This window comes from Streptomyces sp. NEAU-YJ-81, from assembly GCF_017592595.1.
In the GTDB taxonomy this organism is placed as follows: domain Bacteria; phylum Actinomycetota; class Actinomycetes; order Streptomycetales; family Streptomycetaceae; genus Streptomyces; species Streptomyces hygroscopicus_B.
This window is the reverse complement of sequence record NZ_JAGFNO010000019.1, coordinates 188,434-206,837: the sequence shown is the minus strand read 5'-3', so window position 1 is coordinate 206,837 and position 18,404 is coordinate 188,434. Positions and strand designations below refer to the sequence as shown.

The following is an 18,404-nucleotide window of genomic DNA, read 5'->3' as shown; positions in this document are numbered from 1 at the left end:
TCACCCAAAACCACCCGACCGCCACTGACCAGCGGGGTGTACAACGCCGTCACCGTCAGATCGAACGCCACCGACGAATGCAGCAACGCCGTACCCGACGCATCCGGATACACCTCCCGCGCCCGCTCCAAATACGCCCCCACCGACCCATGCTCGACCACCACACCCTTCGGCCGACCCGTCGAACCCGACGTGTAAATCACGTACGCGGAGGTGTTGAGATCGGTGATCGCCGGTACCGGTTCAGCCTCATAGGCGTCAGCCGCCGCGAGGGCCGCCACATCGTCGATGACCAGCACCGGCCGCGCGTCGCCCAGGATGTGCGCTATCCGCTCCGCCGGATACTCCGGATCGACCGGCACATACGCACCACCCGCCTTCAGCACACCCAGCAGCGCCACCACCAGCTCCACCGACCGGGGCAACACCACCGCCACAAACGACTCAGGCCCCACCCCCTGCCCCACCAGCCACCGCGCCACCCGGTTCGACCACGCGTCCAGCTCCCGGTACGACAAGCCACGATCCCCGGCGACAACAGCCACCGCGTCCGGCGTCCGCTCCGCCTGCTCCCCGAAGAGCACGGGCAACGACACACCCCGCACACCCCGCGACTCACCATTCCACCCGACCAGCAACCGCTCCCGCTCCACCGCATCGAGCAACTCCACATCACCGATGCGGCGGTCCGGCTGTTCCACGACCCACTCCAGCACCCGCACCAGCCGTTCCTGGTGGGCGGCGATTTCTCGTTCGTCGTAGAGGGCCGGGTCGGCGTCGAACTCCACGCGGATCCCTGTGCCGGAGCCTGCCGCGCCATAGAAGTTGATCTTCAAGTCGTTGACGGGCCCGGTGGACAGGGGGTGGGGGGTGGCCGGGCTGTCGCCGAAGAGGAGCTCGTCGACGTAGGCCACCACGTTGAGCGTCGGGCCGAGGCGGGCCTGGCGGCCGCCTGAGAGCCCGAGTTCCCTGACCAGTTCCTCGCCCCGGAACCGCTGGTGCCTGACGACATCGGCCAGCGAGCCGGACACCGACGCGACCAACTCCGTGAACGTGGTCCCCTGGGTGGCGGCCACCCGGATGGGCAGGACGTTGACCATCGCACTCGGCGTGGTCAGCGACACCCGGCCGGTGCGGCCTGCCAGAGGCATCGAGAAGGTCAGGTCCGTCCGGCCGGTCAGGCGGTGATAGAGGACGGCGGTGGCCGCGATGGCGACGGCCGGCCACTGCGCGCGGAGCCGGCCGCCCAGCGCGGTGAGCCGATCGGCCAGGGCGGTCGGCAGCGTGAGGATGCGGCGCAGACTGCTGTGGGTGCTGCCGGCGGAACGTCCCGCGAGCGCCACCGGGTCGGGCATCTCCTCGAACAGGTCCAGCCAGTAGGCCCGGTCCTGGGCATAGCGGCGCGAGCCCGGATAGCCGGCCTCCTCGGCGATCACCCGGTCGAGAGTGGCGAAGCCGGTCGCGGGGGGCTCGGTACCGGCGATCAGGGCGGTGTAGAGGGCCGCGACCCGCGCGCCGTACACGGACTGGCCGAACGCGTCGAGGACGGCGTGGTGGTAGCGGTGGAAGTAGAAGGACCGGTCGTCGGCCAGAAGCAGCAGGGCCTGATCGCTCAGGGGGCCGCGGCCGAGGTCGAAGGGCCTCCGCATCTCCGCGTTCATCCACGCGTGCGCCGCGGCCTCCGGGTCCGCCGCGTCGCGCAGGTCGCGCACGCGCAGGGACGTCGGCTCGGCGGGCGCGACGAGCTGGCACAGCCGGGTGTCGTCGGTGTGGTCGGTGTCCTCGGTGAAGTACGACCGCAGCGCCTCGGTCTCGTCGACGGCCCGCCGTACCGCCTCGTGGAGGACGTCCGGATCGATCGGACCGTCGATCTCCAGATAGGCGCCGCAGTTGTAGAGGGGACTGTCCGGCTGCAGTTGCTGGGCGACCCACATGCCCAACTGGGCGGCGCTTACGGGTCGACGGAGCGTACGGGCGGCGTCGGACATGACGGAGCGGTCCTCTCGGTTCTGCGGAGTGGCGGACTGCGCGGGGTGGGATGCGGTGGCGGATGCGGCGGGGTGTGCCCGTCAGGCGTACTGGGCCAGCTCTTTGACGAGGGCCTCGCTGAGTGCGTCGATGGTGGGGTTGTCCCACAGGAGCGTCGGGTCGAGGGAGACGTCGAAGTGGTCCTCGAGCTCTCCGGCGACGGACAGGACGTACAGCGAGTCGAGTCCGTAGTCGGAGAGCCGCACGCTGGTGTCGATGGTGTCGGCGGGCCGTTCCAGATGGGAAGCGATGCAGTTGGTCAGCCATTCCCGCAGGCTCTCGACGGTGTGCTGCTCGGCGTGGGGGTTGGACATGGGTGTCTCCTCTGCATCGGTGGTCGGGTGTCCGGGCGCGGCGGCTAGGGACGGTCGGGGAGGGGGCGTTCGGCCAGGTCGAAGGAGTGGCCGGTGTCATAGCGGCGGTCGAGCTCCGCGTACAGGCGCTCCAGGGCGGCCTGCGACGGCCGCGGTGTCCCTCGCCCAGGTGTGATGAGTGCGGCACGGGTGATGAGTGCGTGGCCGGGCGCCGCGGCGAGCAGTTCGGGGTCGCACAGCGCGGTGACGGCCGGTGCGGTGGTGAGGTCGGCGACGGTCATGCCGCTGAGCGGAGCGGCGGCAACGGCGGGCTCCGGCGGGCGGCCCGGTCGGCCGCTCGCCGCGAAGAGCGCGCTCTGCATCTCGTTCAGCAGCAGGTGGAAGGCGGGGTGTTCAACCGCCCTGATGTAGAAGCGCGACCCCATGGCCAACGAGAGGCGGTCCATCGCGCCCTGGAGCACGCGCGGTACGAGGATCCGGACCACTCGGTCGTGGGCGTCCGGCCGGGCGGGGAAGGCATCGGTGTTCCGGACGGCGAGTGTGGTCAGCGTGTCGCACAGCAGCAGGTCGGCGTAGGCTCCCGCGAGTACCGCGCGCAACTGGGGGATGTCGATGGCCGCCGCACCGTACAGGCGCCGGGCCCGCAGGTGGCACAGTGTCATGCGCAGGCCGGAGTCCAGTGTGCCGACGGCCGTCGCGCCGACCGTCACGGCGCCGCTCCCCCGCTGGGCCCCACCGCCGCACCGGGTGAGCGTGGGCGATCTGCGGTACCCGGCGCGCAGGGCGTGCATCAGCGACTCCGGGTCCACGTCGCCGCTTTCGGCGCCGTCCACGCCGACGGCGCGGAAGGGCTCACCGGCCGGTGGCTGTCCGGCTTCCCGTGCGGCGAGGATCGCCCGGAAGCCGTTGGGGTTCGTGGTGTCGTAGGGGTCGCCGAGGCGCTTCTCCACGGTGGTGGCGAGGGCGACGGAGCCGGTGGTGGTGGTCACGAGACGGCCCCCTCCTGGGAGCTGGTCGGCTCCACGTGGTCGAGGAGCGAGTGGAAGAGGGCGGAGGGGCGGGCGAGGACCGCGTCGGCGAGGTCGTCGAAGACGGTGCGGTCGGCGTCGTCGACGGGCTCCTCCAGGTCGGTGAGCGCCTTGACGAGGCAGGCGAGCAGCGCGGTCTCCGGGAGGGAGCTACGGGCGCGGGCGGCGGCGCGCAGCCACAGGTGGAGCGCCGAGGCCGCCGCGAAGCACGACTCGAACCGCTCGGCGAGCCGGAACGCGTGGCCGGGGACGGCGCGGGGCGAGAACCGGATCGCCGCCAGGTCCTGGTGGAGCCGGTCGGACACGTCCAGGAGCCGCCCGGCCACAGTGGTGAGCGCCGTGGAGGCGTGGCCGCGTACGGCCAGGTCGCGCAGCTCGCCGACCGCGGCCGGCAGGCCGGCCATGACGGAGCAGCCGCCGCTGGAGACCAGGCCGAACTCGCGGGGCCGCATCGGGCGCAGGGGGGCGTGCGGATTCGTGGCCTCGGCGAGGCCCTCCGCGTCCCACCGGCCCTTCGCGTAGCCGCGGGCGATGCGGGGGAACTGTTCGATGAGGGCGCTGCGGTTGACCAGGCTGCTGCCGTCGAAGATGCCGATGATGCGGTGGTCGCGTTCCACCTTGGCGAATCCGGTGTGCGGGTCGTCGGGGCGGAGCAGTCCGTACGGGCCGAGGAGGTGCAGGAGGCGCGCGATGAGGGTGTCCACCTCGGTGGGCACATATGCCTTCGCGACGGCGGAGATGACGCTCGTCTCGCCGGCGAGGGCGTGCGGGGAGCGCGCCGCCACCAGGCCGGTGGCGTCGGCGAGCAGCAGGCCCGCGGCGGCCTCGCCCAGCTCCCGCCGCACGTACGGGTCCCGTGCGAGCCCTCCGCCGTCCTGAGCCACGAACTCGGCGGCGAGGGCGAGCGCATGGTCTCCCGCGCCCAGTGACATCGCGATGCAGCCGGTCCGGGAGAGGTGCAGTGCCTTGACGATGATCTCGATGCCCTCACCGAGCCGCCCGATGAGCGCCTCCTCGGGCAGTGGCGCGTCGTGGAACGCGATGCCGCTGATGTCCGCGCCCCGGATGCCGTAGGTGGGCACTTTGGGCAGGTGGGTGAAGCGTTCCGGGGCGAGGCGGGACTTGTCCACGAGGAAGAGGCTGAAGCCGCGCGGCCCGCCGTTGTCGTCGGTGCGGGCGAGGACGGTGACCAGGCCGGCCCGGGTGGCGAGGTTGATCGGCCACTTCTCGCCGGACAGCAGCCGGCCGCCGCCCGGGGCGGGCCTGGCGGTCAGCTCACCGCCCATCAGATCGCTGCCGTGGTGGCGTTCGGTCAGGGCGCAGGAGACGGGTGTCCCCTCCGCTATCCGCTCTCCCAGCCGGCGGGCGGCCTCCGGCTCTCCCGCGATCCAGGTGGCGGCGGCCCCGAGATAGGTCTTCCCGTGCGAGACGGCCACGGTCAGGTCGATCCGGGACACGGCCCGCAGCAGCCCCATGACGACGTCGAAGCTCTCCAGTGCGCCGCCGTGTTCGGCCGGTACGTAGTAGCGCCGCAGTCCGAACGCGTCGAGCGCCTGGCATGCCTCGGCGGGAAACGCTTCCGTCCGGTCGAGTTCGGCGAGCGCCTCGGGTGAGAAGGGCTGCCCCGGTCCGGTGAGCTCGCCGAGCAGACGGGTGAGCCGCTCGAGGGGCGCGGCGGAGGGGTTCTGGGTCGGGGTGGCCGGGGAGGCGGTGGTCGGGGAGGCTGTGGTCGGGGAGGCGGTGGTCATACGGCGGCTTCCTGAGGCTCGGGTAAGGGGCGCAGCAGGCTCTGCTCGTAGACCGCGTAGGTGGGCCGCAGCTCGCCGGCGCGGAACAGGTCGCGCATCGCACGCCGCTGGATCTTGCCGCTGGTGGTGCGGCGTACTCCGCCGGGGCGCAGCAGCAGGACCGCGCCGACGGGGGCGCCGAATTCGCGGGCGACGGTGAGCCGCATCTCGGCGGCGAGTTCGCGCAGCCGTTCCTCGTCCTTGATGCCGCGCACCTCGTGGGTGACCACGAGTACGTCATCGCCCTGCGGGCCTTCGCCCGGCACGGCGAAGCAGGCGCCGGCGAGGTTGCCCAGTTCGGGCCACTGGGTGCGCAGTTCCTGCTCGATGTCCTGCGGATAGAGGTTGCGGCCACGCAGGTTGAGGACGTCCTTGATGCGGCCGGTGATGTGAAGTTCGCCCTGGTACAGGACTCCGAGGTCTCCGGTGCGCAGCCAGTCGGTGTCGCCGTCCGCGGTCGTGGCGTGGAACTCGGCCTCGTTGGTGGCCTCGCGGTTCCAATAGCCCTGGCCGACGATGTCACCGCGGATCCAGATCTCGCCGACGCCGCCTTCGGGCAGGACCTGCCGGGTGTCGGGTTCGACGATGCGCACCTCGGCGCCGAGCGGCGGGCCGCAGCCGACGACGGCGCGGGCGGGCTCGTCGGGGGCCGCGGGCCGGAACTCGTGGCGTTCCAGGAGCTCGGCGGAGACCTGGCGCACCCGGGGGGCGGTGCCGGCGGCCCCGGCGATGAAGAGGGTCGCCTCGGCCATGCCGTAGCAGGGGGTCAGGGCGTCGGCACGCAGGCCGTGGCCGGCGAAGCGCCGCTGGAATCGTTCGAGCACGGCGGCACGTACGGGTTCGGAGCCGTCCAGCGCGTGCCGCCAGCGGGACAGGTCCAGGCCCTCGCTCTGGGCGTCGGTAACCCGTCGGCTGCACAGGTCGTAGGCGAAGTCCGGTGCCGCGGACGCCTCGATGCCATAGCGGTCGACCATGTGCAGCCACAGGTGGGGGCGTTTGAGGAAGGTGGTGGGGCTCATCAGGACGGTGGTCGACCCGAGCAGCAGTGGCGGGAGTATCGAGCCCATCAGCCCCATGTCGTGGAAGTGCGGGATCCACCCGCCGATGGGGGTGGTGTCGTTCAGTACCAGCGAGTCGGCGAGGTTGGCGGTGTTGTGCAGCACATTGCCGTGGCTGATCATCACGCCTTTGGGGTCGCCGGTGGAGCCGGAGGTGTACTGGAGCACGGCGAGCGTGTCGTGTCCGGCGGGCGCCATCGTCCATGCGTCGGGATCGGAGGCGTCGCCGTCATCGGTGACCAGGAGGGGAAGGGTGTCGAGTCCCTCCTCGGCGGCCCACGCCTCGATGTCGGCGCGGGTGGCGGTGTCGGTGAGGATCGCCACGGCGCCCGCGTCGTCCGCGATGCGCCTGACCCGGTAGCGCTCGTGCCGGTACCGGCCGGGCAGGGACGAGGGAACCGCGACGGCGCCCGCGTACAGGCAGCCGAGGAAGGCGATGAGGAAGGCCGGCCCGGCGGGGTACAGCAGGACGACGCGGCCCCCCGGCGGGACGTGGGCGCGGAGCCGTACGGCGACGCTCCTGGCCTGTGTGTCGAGTTCCGCATAAGTGAGCCGTTGCGCTCCGTCGGTGCGCAACGGGTCCGTCACGAATACGGCCGCCGTCTTTTCCGGACGATTTTCCGCATGCTCCCGGAGCACTGCGTCAACGGTGGGGGCGGTGACAATTCCCGCCATATCCGAGGCCCTGCCCTTCGTGTCCGCGAACTGAGTTTCCAGGTGCCGATCCGGCACTGTTGTGCATTTCTACCGAGGGGCCGCAACCGGGGAAAGGCACTGACAACAAATTGCACCGTGCACCCCATCCCCTCGGCACAAAACCGACCAAAACGCCCGCATCTCACCGCGATTCTGGGGCGCACCGGCCAGTACTGGCCACGAACCGCCCCGTCGGAGCCAATTCCGCGCGCTAGAGTCGAAGCGCATTCGTTCCACATGGACGACACAGCCATCCGATACCACCGCGCTCAGTCATCGCGTAGCCGGTCATGGCGGCGGATTCTTTGATCCTGCCTTTCTTCGACTACCGCTCCAGGAATTTGGCGCACCGTGCCACGCACCAGCGGGCGCACGACTCCCGGAGGAAATTCATGACCCGTAGCACGGCATTACCGGACGGCGGCGCCTTCGCTCCCGCCTGGCACGGCAGCAGCCCTTGGGCGCAACTGCTGATCCTCACCCAGCGGTCGCTCAAGGCCCATGTCGCACACCGTCGGACCCTGATCCTCGCCATGCTGCAGCCGGTCTTCATGCTGCTGCTGCTCAGCGAGGTCTTCGGCAGCATCGTCGACCTCGACCACCTGCCCGACGGTGTCTCCTACCTGGACTATCTGCTGCCCGCGCTGCTGGTGACCACGGGCATCGGTCCCGCGATCGCCTCCGGTATCGGCTTGGTCCGGGACATGGACAACGGCGCGGTGGCACGGCTGCGCACCCTGCCCATCCACGCGCCGCTGCTGTTGTTCGCCCGCAGCTTCGCCGACCTGCTGCGCACCACCGCACAGCTGGCGATCCTGCTCGTGGTGGCCGTGGTGTTCATGGACGCCGACCCGGCCGGCGGCGTCGTGGGCCTGGTGGCCGCGCTGCTGCTGACCTGCGTGGTGGTGTGGGCGATGACCTGGCTCTTCCTGGCGCTGGCGGCCTGGCTGCGCAGTGCGGAGGCGCTGCAGAGCATGGCCTATCTGGTGACGTTCCCGCTGATGTTCGCCTCCAGCGCCTTCGTCCCGGTGGACCGTATGCCGGGCTGGCTACAGGTCCTGGCGATCCTCAACCCGCTGTCGTACGCGATGGACGCCTCGCGCGCCCTCTGCCTCGACCAGCCGCTGGGCGCCCAGGTGTGGTCCGCTCTGGGCGCGAGCGCCCTGGTCGCGCTGTTCGGGGCGAGCGCGGCGGTGTGGGCGTTCCGGCGGCCCCTGGTCTGAACTCATCCTCCCCTTCTCACCCCCTCCCCCTCATGAGACGAAACGGAGAGCCCTCATGCCCGAGCAGCGAGATGCCCTGCGGCGGCTGGACGCCGCCCCCGGGCCCGGCACCGACGCCGCGGCCTGGGCCACCGAACACCGCGAGGAGATACGGGCCCTGGTGGCCCGGCACGGTGCCCTGCTGGTCCGCGGGCTGGAGCTGGACAGCCACGACCACGCCGCCTGCGTGGTCCGCGGGATCATCGGCGAAGGCATGGCCGAGCGCGAGGGGTTCGCTCCCCGCGAGGAGTTCGGGCCGGGACTGTACTCCTCCTCGCACTGGCCGGCCGACCAGCCCATGTGCATGCACCACGAGCTGAGCTACGCGGCCGAGGCGCCCCGGCTGATGGTCTTCGCCTGTGTCACCCCGCCCGCTGTCGGCGGAGTCACGGCCGTCGCCGACGCCCGTGCGGTGCTGCGTGACCTGCCGGACGAGCTCGTCGAGCGCTTCGAACGCCACGGCTGGGTGCTGACCCGCCACTACAACCCGTTCGTCGGGATCGGATGGGAGGACGCGTTCGGCGCCAAGAACCCCGACGAGGTGGAGCGTTACTGCGCCGACCACGGCATCGAGGTGCGCTGGGACGCCGAGGGCGGCCTGCGCACCCGGCAGACCCGCCCGGCCGTCATAGCGGATCCCGGATCGGGCGAACGGTGCTGGTTCAACCAGATCGCGTTCTTGAACGAGTGGACGATGGCTCCCGAGGTGCGTGAGTTCCTCACCGCGGAGTTCGGCCCCGACGGGCTGCCGTTCAACACCTTCTACGGCGACGGCTCACCTCTGGACAGCGCCACCGTCGACCTCATCAACGCGGTCTACGAGAAGCACACGGTGCGCGAGCCCTGGCAGCGGGGCGACCTGCTGGTCATCGACAACGTCCGCATGGCGCACAGCCGCGAGCCCTACCGCGGCGACCGCGAGATCGTCGTCGGCCTCGGCGAACCGTTCCGTCCCTAGTCCCTAGTCCCAGGTCCCAGGTCCCAGGCCGACGGGCCACGGATGAGGGGGCGTACCCGGCGGACCCGGGTACGCCCCCTTCGTCACTGGTCCTGCGGCGTGGACGGGGCGCAGCCGGACCGTACCAGCGCGGCGGTCTCGGCCGGCCGGGTGCGGACGAAGTAGTGGCCGCCCTCTGCCAGTTCGTGGCGGGTGATCCGGTCGGAGATCGCCTTCCAGCCGCCGTACTCCTCGGTGAGGGCCGCCGTGGCGGCATCGTCCCGTGCGACCACCACCTCCACCGGGGCATCGAGGCGGTACGCCTCCGGGTCCTCGCCCACCGCGCGCAGATGCCGGCCGGCGGTCAGGACGTCGTGCTGGTAGGCGCGGGCCACCACATCGGCGCGCTCCGTCCCCAGCTCCTCCAGCTCCGTGTACACCTCTCCGGCCCGCAGCCGGGACAGCAGGCTCTGGTCGTCCGCCGTGGCCGCCCGGGTCATCTCGGCGGCGAGCGTCTCGGTGTCCCCCAGCAGCAGCGCACCGATGTAGACGCGTTCGACGGGCCGGCCCGCCTCCGCCAGCAGCCGCGCCGTCTCCAACGCGGCGGCCACACCGGTGGAGTGTCCCCACACCGACACCGGCGTGGGGACGTGCGCGACGATCTCGTCCCGTACCCACTGGGCCAGGACGGGGACGTCCTCCATCGGCTCACCGTCGCCGGCGAAGTCGTGGCCGGGCGGCTCCACGCCGAGCACGGCGATGCCGTCGCGCTGGAGCTCGGCGGCCAGGGGCCGGAAGTTGACGGCGTTGCCCCCCGCGAAGGGGAAGCACACGAGCGTGTGGTGCGGGTCCGGCACGGCGGACAGCGGCTGGAGCAGCCGGGTCGCCACCGGGCGGGCGAAGGCGCCTGCGCTGCGGGGTTCGAGCAGCGCGGCGCAGTCGGCGAGCACCGGGTGGGCGGCCAGGTCCTTCAGCGACAGCGCCCGGTCGAGTCGGACCAGGAGCCGCACCGCGGCCAGCGAGGTGCCGCCGAGCTCGAAGAAGTCGTCGGACCGGCCGATGCGCTCTTGCGGTACGCCGAGGACGCCGGCCCACAGCTCGGCGAGGCGCCGTTCGGCGGGGGTGGCGGGCGGGATGTGGGCGTGGCGTCCGGCCGTCTCCGCGGCGGGCCGCGCCAGCGCCTTTTTGTCGATCTTCCCGTTCTCGGTGAGCGGCAGCCGGTCCACCCGGTGGATATGGGTGGGCACCATGTAGTCGGGCAGGACGGTGGCCAGGAAGTCGCGGACGCCCTCCGCGGTCACCTCCTCCGAGCCGCTGAAGAAGGCGACGAGGACGCGCTGTTCGCTGGTGTCGCCCTCGGTGACCACCGCCGCCTCGCGGACACCCTCCATGGTCAGCAGCTTGTTCTCGATCTCACCGATCTCGATGCGGAAGCCGCGGATCTTGACCTGCGCGTCGCGGCGCCCCAGGAATTCGAGGCGGTCCTCGGGGAGCCATCGGCCGAAGTCACCGGTCCGGTACATCCGGCTGCCCGGCCGGAACGGGTCCGGGACGAACGCCTCCCGGGTGCGCTCCTCGTCGTTGATGTAGCCACGGCCCACGCACACCCCGGAGAACGCGATCTCGCCGGGCGTGCCCAGCGGCACCAGCGCCAGGTTCTCGTCGAGCACATAGGTGTTGACGTTGCGCAGCGCGCGGCCGACCGTCACGAAGTCGCGCTCCGGCACGCCGTGCAGCACCTCGTGCATCGGGTCGTCGGAGGTCTCGGTGGCGCCGTAGGCGTTGACCAGTTGGACATCGGGGTAGGCGGCGAACCAGCGCTGCACCAGTTCGTAGGTGAGCGCCTCACCCGTCACCGACACCGAGCGCAGGGCGCCGAGCGGGCGGGGGTGCTGCTCCAGGTGGGTGAGGAGCACTTCCAGATAGGACGGGACGACCTGCATCACGGTGACCCGGCCCTCGGCGATCTCCTCGACGAAGGCGGCGACGTCGAGCTGGGTGCGGGTGTCCATGATCCGTACGCTGCCGCCGGTCAGCAGCGGCGCGGCGAACTGCCACAGGGAGATGTCGAAGCACTGCGAGGCGATCTGGGTGACCACGTCCCCGCCACCGGCTGTCATCCCGGTGTCCTCGATCTTCGCGTAGAGGTGGTTGAGGAAGCCGGCGTGCTCGCACAGGGCTCCCTTGGGGCTTCCGGTGGAGCCCGAGGTGAAGTAGATGTAGGCGGCCTGTCCGGGCGTCACCGACACGCTGGGCGGCTCCGTGTGGCCGCCGCGCGCCAGGACGCGCGTCACCGACAGCCGGGTGAGGGGGGCGGCCAGCCGGGCGGAGACCGCACGCACCAGCGCCTCGCTGCCCGGCTCGGTCAGCGCGACGACGCAGGCGCTGCGCTCGACCTGGGCGACCACCCGTTCGACCGGGAAGTCCGGCCGCACGGGCAGATAGACACCGCCCGCCGTGAAGACGCCGAGGGCGGCCGCGATCCACTCCGGGGTGCGGTCCATGACGACGGCGACCACGTCCTCGGTCCCCACCCCGGCCTCGATCAGCGCATGCGCGATCCGGTTGACCCGCCGCTCCAGCTCCCGATACGTCCACCGGACCGTGCCGTGCTCGACCGCGATGGCGTCCGGGCAGCCGCGGGCCCGCTCCTGGAACAGGTCGACGAAGGTTGCGTCGGGCAGTTCGACCGTGGGGCCGGCGAGCCCGTACAGCTGCTTCTCGGCCTCCTCGGGTGACAGCAGGCTCTGCGACTCATGCCTCCCCTGCGGGTCGGCCGCGAGATGCCGCAGCGCGGCGAGGTGGTATCCGGCGAGGCGCCGTGCGTAGCCGTCGTCGATCGCGGCACGGTCGTGCAGCAGCCGCAGCGACAGGCCGTGTTCGTCGCGCGTCCAGGCCACGCGCAGCACCACACCGACGTCCGGGGCGGCGGGCGAGCTGTCGTCGTGGGCCGGCGCCTGGGCCGGCCCGTCCTCGTGCTCGGCCAGTCCGGACAGGTCCAGCACGGCCTCGGGCCGTACGTCGGCCGCGGGCTCCAGGCCCTTCAGCGCCCCGTGTGCGTGTGCCGCCAACTCCGCCCAGGTGGTGTCGGTGACGGACAGGGCCAGGGGACGCGCGGGGCCCGGCCCGTCCTGCGGCACACAGCCGGTGAGCAGGTCCCGCTCGGCGGCCACGGTCGCCAGGACACGGGCGTGACCGGCGAGCAGCAGGGCGGACAGGGGGGTGCCCAGTTCCGCGGCCGTACGTTCCAGGGCGCCCGTGAGCTCCGCGTCCAGGCGGGTGCCGTGGACCCCGGTGCCCGTGTCCGTCGCGGACGGTGGGGTCCACCGGGGAACGCGGGTGAACGCCTCGGTCTTCGCGCCGTCTCTCATCAGCCTGCGACTCCTTCATCCGGCAGCGCCGGCTCCTCCAGCTCGATCCTGATCAGGCCCGCGGCGGCGGCCGCGCGGTCTCCGGCCTGCTCCCCGTCCGTCCCGGTGGCGACCACGCAGCCCAGCCGGTCCTGGAACGAGTTCGTCACGCGCACGGTCCGTCCGGGGGCGGTGCCGACCGCGACGGCCACCACACCGGGGGCCGCCTGGGCGGCCTCGACTCCGCCGATGCCCGTGACCCGCCCCTCGCGCTCGTTGCGCAGGAAGCGGACCGCGGCGTGTCCCCGGCCCGGCCGCGTGGGCGTCCGGCTCTGTCCCGCCGCGCGGGCGATCACGGCGTCGACGAGGTCGATGCCGAGGGCGGCCCGTACGGCGACGGGAATCATGCCGCCCGCGAGCCGCGGGTTGACCTCGATGACGACGGGGCCGTCCGCGGACATCCGCAGTTCGGTGTGGGCGGCTCCCCAGCCGAGGCCGAGCGCGGCCAGCGCCCGCAGGGCGGTGCCGCCGAGCGCGGTGGCGACGGCGTCGGGCACGGGTGCGGGCACCTCGTGTCCGGTCTCCACGAAGTACGGCCGGGGACCGATGTGTTTGGCGACGACGGTGACGACGGTGTTGTCGAAGGTCTCGACCGAGAACTCCGGCCCTTCGACGGCCCCTTGGACCAGGATCCGGGCCGGCACCGGGTTGCCGCGTTCGTCGGTGGAGCGGCTCAGCAGTTCCTCCGCCCACTGCCGGGTCTCCTCGCGGTCCCGGCACAGCCGGACGCCGACCGAGCCCGATCCGAGGACCGGCTTCAGCACGACCGGGTGGCCGATCCCGTCGGCGGCGCGCACCGCGTCGGCCACCTCGCCGACGGACGCGCTGGCGGGCACCGGGACCCCGGCCGCCGCCAGCGCGACGATCTGCGTCTCCTTGTCCCGGCACCGGGCGATGGCGTCCCCGTCCGCCGCGGGCAGGCCGAGCTTCGCCGCCGCGTGGGCCGCGGTGGACACGAAGTACTCGGAGCTGGAGGCGATTCCGGCGAGCCCCCCGTCCTCTACGAGCCCGGTGCAGCAGTCCACCACCGCGGCCAGGTCACCGGTGTCCAGCAGCCTGGTGTCGATGCCGTCCTGCTCGACGTACACATAGCGGCCCGGGTCCCGGGTCAGCAGCACCGGCGTCAAGCCTCGCGCCCGCGCCGCCGCGCAGAACTCCCGCCCCGTTCCCGTGGTGTTGCTCTCCACGAACGCGAGCCAGGGCCCGCTCGTCCTTTTCTGCCCGGTCACCGTTCTCCGTCCCTTTCCGCCGTGGATCCGTGGCCCGCCAGGAGCGCGTCGACCGCGGCGTCCAGCCTCCGCGCCGCGTCCCGCGTCCGGCCGCGGTGGTCGGCGAGCCGTCGCCCATGGGCGGCGAGCCGCTCCCGCAGGACGCCCACGGCGGCGTCGGACTCGCCGGGGCCGCCACCGCGGTCGTGTGCCGCGACGACGTCACGCAGGGAGGACAGTTCGGTGGCCGTACCGGTGGGGGCCCCGTCGGGCAGGGCGATCTTGGTGAGTTCCGTTGCCCCGCTCTCGATCGCCTCGCGCACGGCGGCGCCCACGATGTGGTGGGCGGTGCGGAACGGAACCCCTTGTGCGACCAGCCTGTTGGCGATCACGGTGGCGGTCACGAAGCTCTCCGCCGTACGCCGTTCCATCCGCTCCACGGCCGGGCGGGCGCCGCTGACGAGCACCTGGGCGAGGAGGACGGAGTCCCGTACGGCGGCCAGCGCGGGCCAGGCCGGAGCCACGGCCTCGGTGCCGACCTCGATGGAGTTCGTGAACGGCGCGGACTTCATGGCGGAGGCGGAGGCCGTCCAGGCGCCGATGGCCGCGCCCGCCTTGGCCTTGACGTGTTCCAGCAGGAACGCGTTGCGCTTCTGGGGCATGGCCGAGCTGCCGCCGACGAGCCGTTCGGGGAACTCGATCAGCCCGAACTCCTGAGTGCTCCACAACTGCAGGTCGGTGGCGAGCCGGCTCAGCGTCACCCCGGCCGAGGACGCGGCGGCCAGCGCGCGCAGCAGCGTGTCCCGTGCGGCCACCGCGTCGATAGCGTGCAACGGTGGGCCGGCGAACCCCAGCAGGGAGGCCGTGCGCGCCGGTTCGATGGGCAGGTCCGTCCCGGAGACCGCCCCGGCGCCGAGGGGACAGCGGTCCAGCTCGTCCAGCGTCTGGCGCAGCGCGGTGATATCGCGATCGAGCGCGGTGGCTATCCCGCACAGGTAGTAGCCGTAACTGACCGGCATGGCCGGCTGGAAGTGGGTGTAGATGGGCATCACCACATCGCGGTGGGCGCGTGCCCGGGAGAGCAGGACCGCCTGAAGCCTCAGCACCTCGCCGAGCAGGTCAATCAGTTCGGCGCGCAGCCGCATCGCGGTGACGGTCGCCTTGATGTCGTTGCGGGAGCGTCCGGTGTGCAGCTTTCCGCCCACGTCGGCGCCGAGTTCGGCCACGAGATGGCCTTCGTACATCAAGTACAGACCGCGCGGTGCCGGCAGCCCGTGCAGACTGCCGAAGCCTTCCGCGCGCAGCCGTGTGATGCGCTCCAGGAGCGCGGCGGCCGTGTCGGCGGGCAGCAGCCCGCACTCGGTGAGCATGACCACGTGTGCCATGTCGATGGTGCTGATGGGTTCCAGTTCCCCGCGTATGGCGCCGGGATCCGGTTCCCCGTAGACGACGCGGCGGGTGCGCGGGCCGAGGATGTGGGTGAGCCGTCCGGTGGAGCTCACGACAGGGCCCGCTCGGCGAGGGGGTGCGTCACCCTGGGCACGACGCCGGGCACCTCCTCGTAGGAGCGGCGGCCCCAGACGAGTCGGGTCCAGCGGTCACCGGCCTCGGCGGGGGACGCGACGGTCACCGGCTCGGTGGGACGCTCGGCGAGCAGCTCGCCGTTCGCGGCGAGCCACGCGTCGTCGTAGACGGTGGCCTGGTAGCGGTATCCCTCGTCGGGCAGGATCACCACACAGAGCCCATCCGGGTTCTTCGCCGCCCACCATTGGGCGACCAGATGGGCGGCGCCGCTGGTGGGGCCCTGGAAGAGGGCGGATTCGGCGTGCAGGGCCCGGGTCTGGGCGTACGCCTCGGCCGCGCTGCACCAGTGGATTTCGTCGAAGAGGGTGTGGTCGAGGTTGGCGGGCCACAGGCTGTTGCCCAGGCCGCGCAGCGAGCGGGGCCCGTCGGGCTGGCCGAACAGCACACTGCGGTGGCTGTCGACGCCGATGACCTGGGTGTGCGAGCTGTATTCGCGCAGGCCGCCCCCGGTGCCACACATCGATCCGGCGGTGCCGACCGTGCCGACCAGGCAGTCGACGGTCCCGAAGGTGCGCACGAGTTGATCGGCCACCACGTGGTACGAGCGGGCGTTGTCCGGGTTGTTGTACTGCTCGGGGCAGAAGGTGGACGGCAGCGAGGCGCGGATCTCCGCCAACTTGGTCAGCCGGGCTCCCTGATACCCGCCGACCGGCGCGGGCTCCAGGCACATCTCCACCTTGGCGCCGAGGTCGGTCAGTCTGCGGTGGAGGTTGTCGTCGATCGCGGGGTCGCTCACCAGGATCAGCTCACGCTCCATCAGCGCCGCCTGCATCGCGAGGGAGAGTCCGAAGGTGCCCGAGGTGGTCTCGACGATCACGGTGTCCTCGGTCAGCTCACCGCGTTGCAGCGCGCGACGCAGGATGTACTGGGCGGGCACGAGTTTCATCAGGGTGAAGACCGCGCCGTACAGATTGGGGCCGAGCCGGATGAGGCGTGGCAGCATCTGGGCCTCGGTGATGGAGCGGTAGGTCAGTGTGGACAGCGGCATGGAGACTCCTCGGAATCCGGGGGCGGGCCGCGGATCGGGGATCCGGCGGACGCCCCGCGGCGGTCATGGGGGCATGGCCTGTCGGCCGGGGCCCGGGGGTGGGAATCAGGAGAGGACCGGCAGGTCGGACAGCCCCTCGGCGAGGGCCACATAGACGTCGTCGAGGGTCGGCTCGGACAGCGAGATCCCGGTGATAGCCACTCCCGCGTCGTCCAGGGCCCGTACGACGGCGGCCAGGGCGGCGGACTCGCGCACGGGGACGCAGACCGTGCCCGCGGGCTCACCGGGCTGCGGCTCAAGACCCGCGTGGCGCAGCGCGGCCCGTGCGGTCGGTTCGGCCGCCGGTTCGGCGAGGGTGGCGCGGACCGAGCTGACGCCGAGTTGTTCCTTGAGCTGGGCCACCGAGCCGTCGGCGATGGTCCGGCCGCGGCCCAGCACGATGACCCGGTCCGCGAGTTGTTCGGCCTCTTCGAGGTACTGCGTGGTCAGCAGGACGGTGGTGCCGCCCGCCACCGCCGACCGGACCGAATCCCACAGCCCGCTGCGGCTGACCGGGTCGAGTCCGGTGGTGGGTTCGTCGAGGAACAGCACCTGGGGGCGGCTGACGAAGCTGCTGGCGAGGTCGAGGCGGCGGCGCATGCCTCCCGAGTACGTGGCCGCCGCCCGGTCGGCCGCGCCGGTCAGGGCGAAGGTCTGCAGGAGCTCATCCGCTCTCGCCCGCGCCTCGGTGCGGCTCGCACCGAGCAAACGGGCCACCAGGATGAGGTTGTCCCGGCCGGACAGGTTCTCGTCCACCGCGGCGAGCTGTCCCGTCAGGCCGATGCGCCGACGTACCTCACGGGCCTCGCGCACCACGTCGTATCCGGCCACCCGCGCCGTGCCCCGGCTGGGCGGCAGCGCGGTGGCCAGGATGCTCACCAGCGTGCTCTTGCCCGCTCCGTTGTGGCCGAGCAGGCACAGAACCTCGCCCTCCCCGATCCGGAAGCTGACACCGTCCAGCGCCCGTGTGCTGCCGTAGGACCGGCTTAAGTCCGTCACTTCAATCATCGCGCTATTCACCGGATGTCATTCCTCGCAGGAAGCGGATCGGACAATGCATGAGAGGCTGGGAAGTTCCTACATTCGCCGCTCATTACCCTGCAAGGCCCATACAACAAGTTGCCAGACGGTGCGGGGGAGTTCACGAGAGCCGACTCGTCCTGACAGGTTCTGACCGCTGCCGGGCGATTACGCAGGCTGCGAGTCCTCATCATCGACGGGGTCCACATACGGCAGCAGACCGAGCTCCACCGCGCGGGCCCCGGCCTGAAATCGTGAATTCGCACCGAGTTCACGAGTGATTTCGGCTACGTTCCTTCGATAAGTGCGGACCGACATGCCGATTTCCCGTGCCGCGGCTTCGTCCGTACGCCCCGAACTCAGCGCCATCAGTATCCGCCGGGCCATGACGCTTCGGGTCCGGACGCTGAGGCGGCGGTGGTCCTCGAGCGCCGCGCTGCCGTTCCAGGAGATCGTGAACAGGGTGCGCAGATTGCGCAGCACGGCCGGCGCCCGCACCAGCACCGCCTCGCGCGAGAGTTTGTCCGAACCGGACCACACCACGCTCACCGAGCCGTCGGCGAGCACCATTCCGTGCAGCGGCTCCCCGATGAGTCTGACGTCGACTCCGGATGCGTACTTCTCCAGACACTTCAGGAGGTACCGCTCGTCCATCAGCCCCACCCGCCCCAGCAGACGCACGTCGACCCCCCGGGCGACGGCCCTGCCCAGCAGCGCGACAAGCCGGGCGGCCCGCTGGTCGTCGCCGCCGGTGAACACGACGGAGAGGCTCTGCTGCGCCGACTCGATGACATGCTCGGCGGCGTCCACGCTCTCCTCCGGCTCCATCTCGGTCAGGAGCCGTTCCTCGCTGCGATGGCGGTCGACGGCCGACTTGACGAGTCGGCCGGCCTCCAGGAGCATGCGCTCCATCTCTCCGCTGAAGACCGCGCCCCGCGGTCTTAACAGCGCGATATCAGGGTCTGGTTCGGGTTCCGGACCGGTGGAATTCTTAGCGATGATGAACGCGTCATTGCAAGAGCTTGGCACAGCTCCCCCTGAAGCC

At 71.6% G+C, this 18,404-nt stretch carries 13 protein-coding genes; 2 read left to right on the top strand and 11 right to left on the bottom strand.

The genetic code is table 11. The annotated features are described in order from the left end of the window. The 5 genes from J5X86_RS32465 to J5X86_RS32445 form a co-directional block, all read right to left on the bottom strand. Positions 1 to 1,988, bottom strand: a 1,988-nt coding sequence (locus J5X86_RS32465; protein ID WP_208520272.1) for a condensation domain-containing protein, incomplete at its 3' end; no start/stop codon positions are given. Between the two features lie 81 nt (positions 1,989 to 2,069). Beyond that, positions 2,070 to 2,342 carry an acyl carrier protein gene (locus J5X86_RS32460; protein WP_208520271.1) on the bottom strand — a complete coding sequence of 91 codons (273 nt, stop codon included), beginning with the start codon at positions 2,340 to 2,342 and terminating at the stop codon, positions 2,070 to 2,072. Positions 2,343 to 2,386: 44 nt separating this feature from the next. Continuing rightward, positions 2,387 to 3,331 (bottom strand): hypothetical protein, encoded by a 945-nt coding sequence (locus J5X86_RS32455; protein WP_208520270.1) that lies wholly within the window; start codon positions 3,329 to 3,331, stop codon positions 2,387 to 2,389. Then, complete coding sequence (locus J5X86_RS32450) at positions 3,328 to 5,118, bottom strand: acyl-CoA dehydrogenase family protein (RefSeq protein ID WP_208520269.1); 1,791 nt, start codon at positions 5,116 to 5,118, stop codon at positions 3,328 to 3,330. The genes J5X86_RS32455 and J5X86_RS32450 overlap by 4 nt, the downstream gene beginning before the upstream one ends. Beyond that, positions 5,115 to 6,890, bottom strand: coding sequence for a fatty acyl-AMP ligase (locus tag J5X86_RS32445; RefSeq protein WP_243981963.1), 1,776 nt, complete (start codon positions 6,888 to 6,890; stop codon positions 5,115 to 5,117). Before J5X86_RS32445 ends, J5X86_RS32450 begins: the two co-directional genes overlap by 4 nt. Positions 6,891 to 7,303: 413 nt before the next feature. Here J5X86_RS32445 and J5X86_RS32440 point away from each other — a divergent pair, with 413 nt between their 5' ends. Together J5X86_RS32440 and J5X86_RS32435 are read left to right on the top strand one after the other, a co-directional pair. Next, positions 7,304 to 8,134 (top strand): ABC transporter permease, encoded by an 831-nt coding sequence (locus J5X86_RS32440; protein WP_208520267.1) that lies wholly within the window; start codon positions 7,304 to 7,306, stop codon positions 8,132 to 8,134. A 55-nt stretch (positions 8,135 to 8,189) separates the two neighbouring features. After that, the gene (locus J5X86_RS32435) at positions 8,190 to 9,131 is read left to right on the top strand and encodes a TauD/TfdA family dioxygenase (protein WP_208520266.1); all 942 of its coding nucleotides are present in this window, start codon (positions 8,190 to 8,192) and stop codon (positions 9,129 to 9,131) included. 83 nt (positions 9,132 to 9,214) lie between these two features. Here the strand turns inward: J5X86_RS32435 and J5X86_RS32430 are convergent, their stop codons facing one another. From J5X86_RS32430 to J5X86_RS32405, 6 genes are all read right to left on the bottom strand, one after another. Further along, positions 9,215 to 12,481, bottom strand: coding sequence for an amino acid adenylation domain-containing protein (locus tag J5X86_RS32430; RefSeq protein WP_208520265.1), 3,267 nt, complete (start codon positions 12,479 to 12,481; stop codon positions 9,215 to 9,217). Next, positions 12,481 to 13,749, bottom strand: coding sequence for an ATP-grasp domain-containing protein (locus J5X86_RS32425; protein WP_208520264.1), 1,269 nt, complete (start codon positions 13,747 to 13,749; stop codon positions 12,481 to 12,483). The genes J5X86_RS32430 and J5X86_RS32425 overlap by 1 nt, the downstream gene beginning before the upstream one ends. Further along, positions 13,746 to 15,230 (bottom strand): argininosuccinate lyase, encoded by a 1,485-nt coding sequence (gene argH, locus J5X86_RS32420; protein WP_208520263.1) that lies wholly within the window; start codon positions 15,228 to 15,230, stop codon positions 13,746 to 13,748. Before argH ends, J5X86_RS32425 begins: the two co-directional genes overlap by 4 nt. Continuing rightward, a complete protein-coding gene (locus tag J5X86_RS32415) occupies positions 15,227 to 16,300 on the bottom strand; it encodes a pyridoxal-phosphate dependent enzyme (protein ID WP_243981961.1) in 1,074 nt (357 codons plus the stop codon). Before J5X86_RS32415 ends, argH begins: the two co-directional genes overlap by 4 nt. A 105-nt stretch (positions 16,301 to 16,405) precedes the next feature. After that, on the bottom strand, positions 16,406 to 17,347 hold the full coding sequence (locus J5X86_RS32410; protein ID WP_208520262.1) for an ATP-binding cassette domain-containing protein: 942 nt from the start codon (positions 17,345 to 17,347) through the stop codon (positions 16,406 to 16,408). A 180-nt stretch (positions 17,348 to 17,527) separates the two neighbouring features. Beyond that, positions 17,528 to 18,271, bottom strand: coding sequence for a TrmB family transcriptional regulator sugar-binding domain-containing protein (locus J5X86_RS32405; protein WP_208520261.1), 744 nt, complete (start codon positions 18,269 to 18,271; stop codon positions 17,528 to 17,530). Positions 18,272 to 18,404 lie beyond the last annotated feature (133 nt).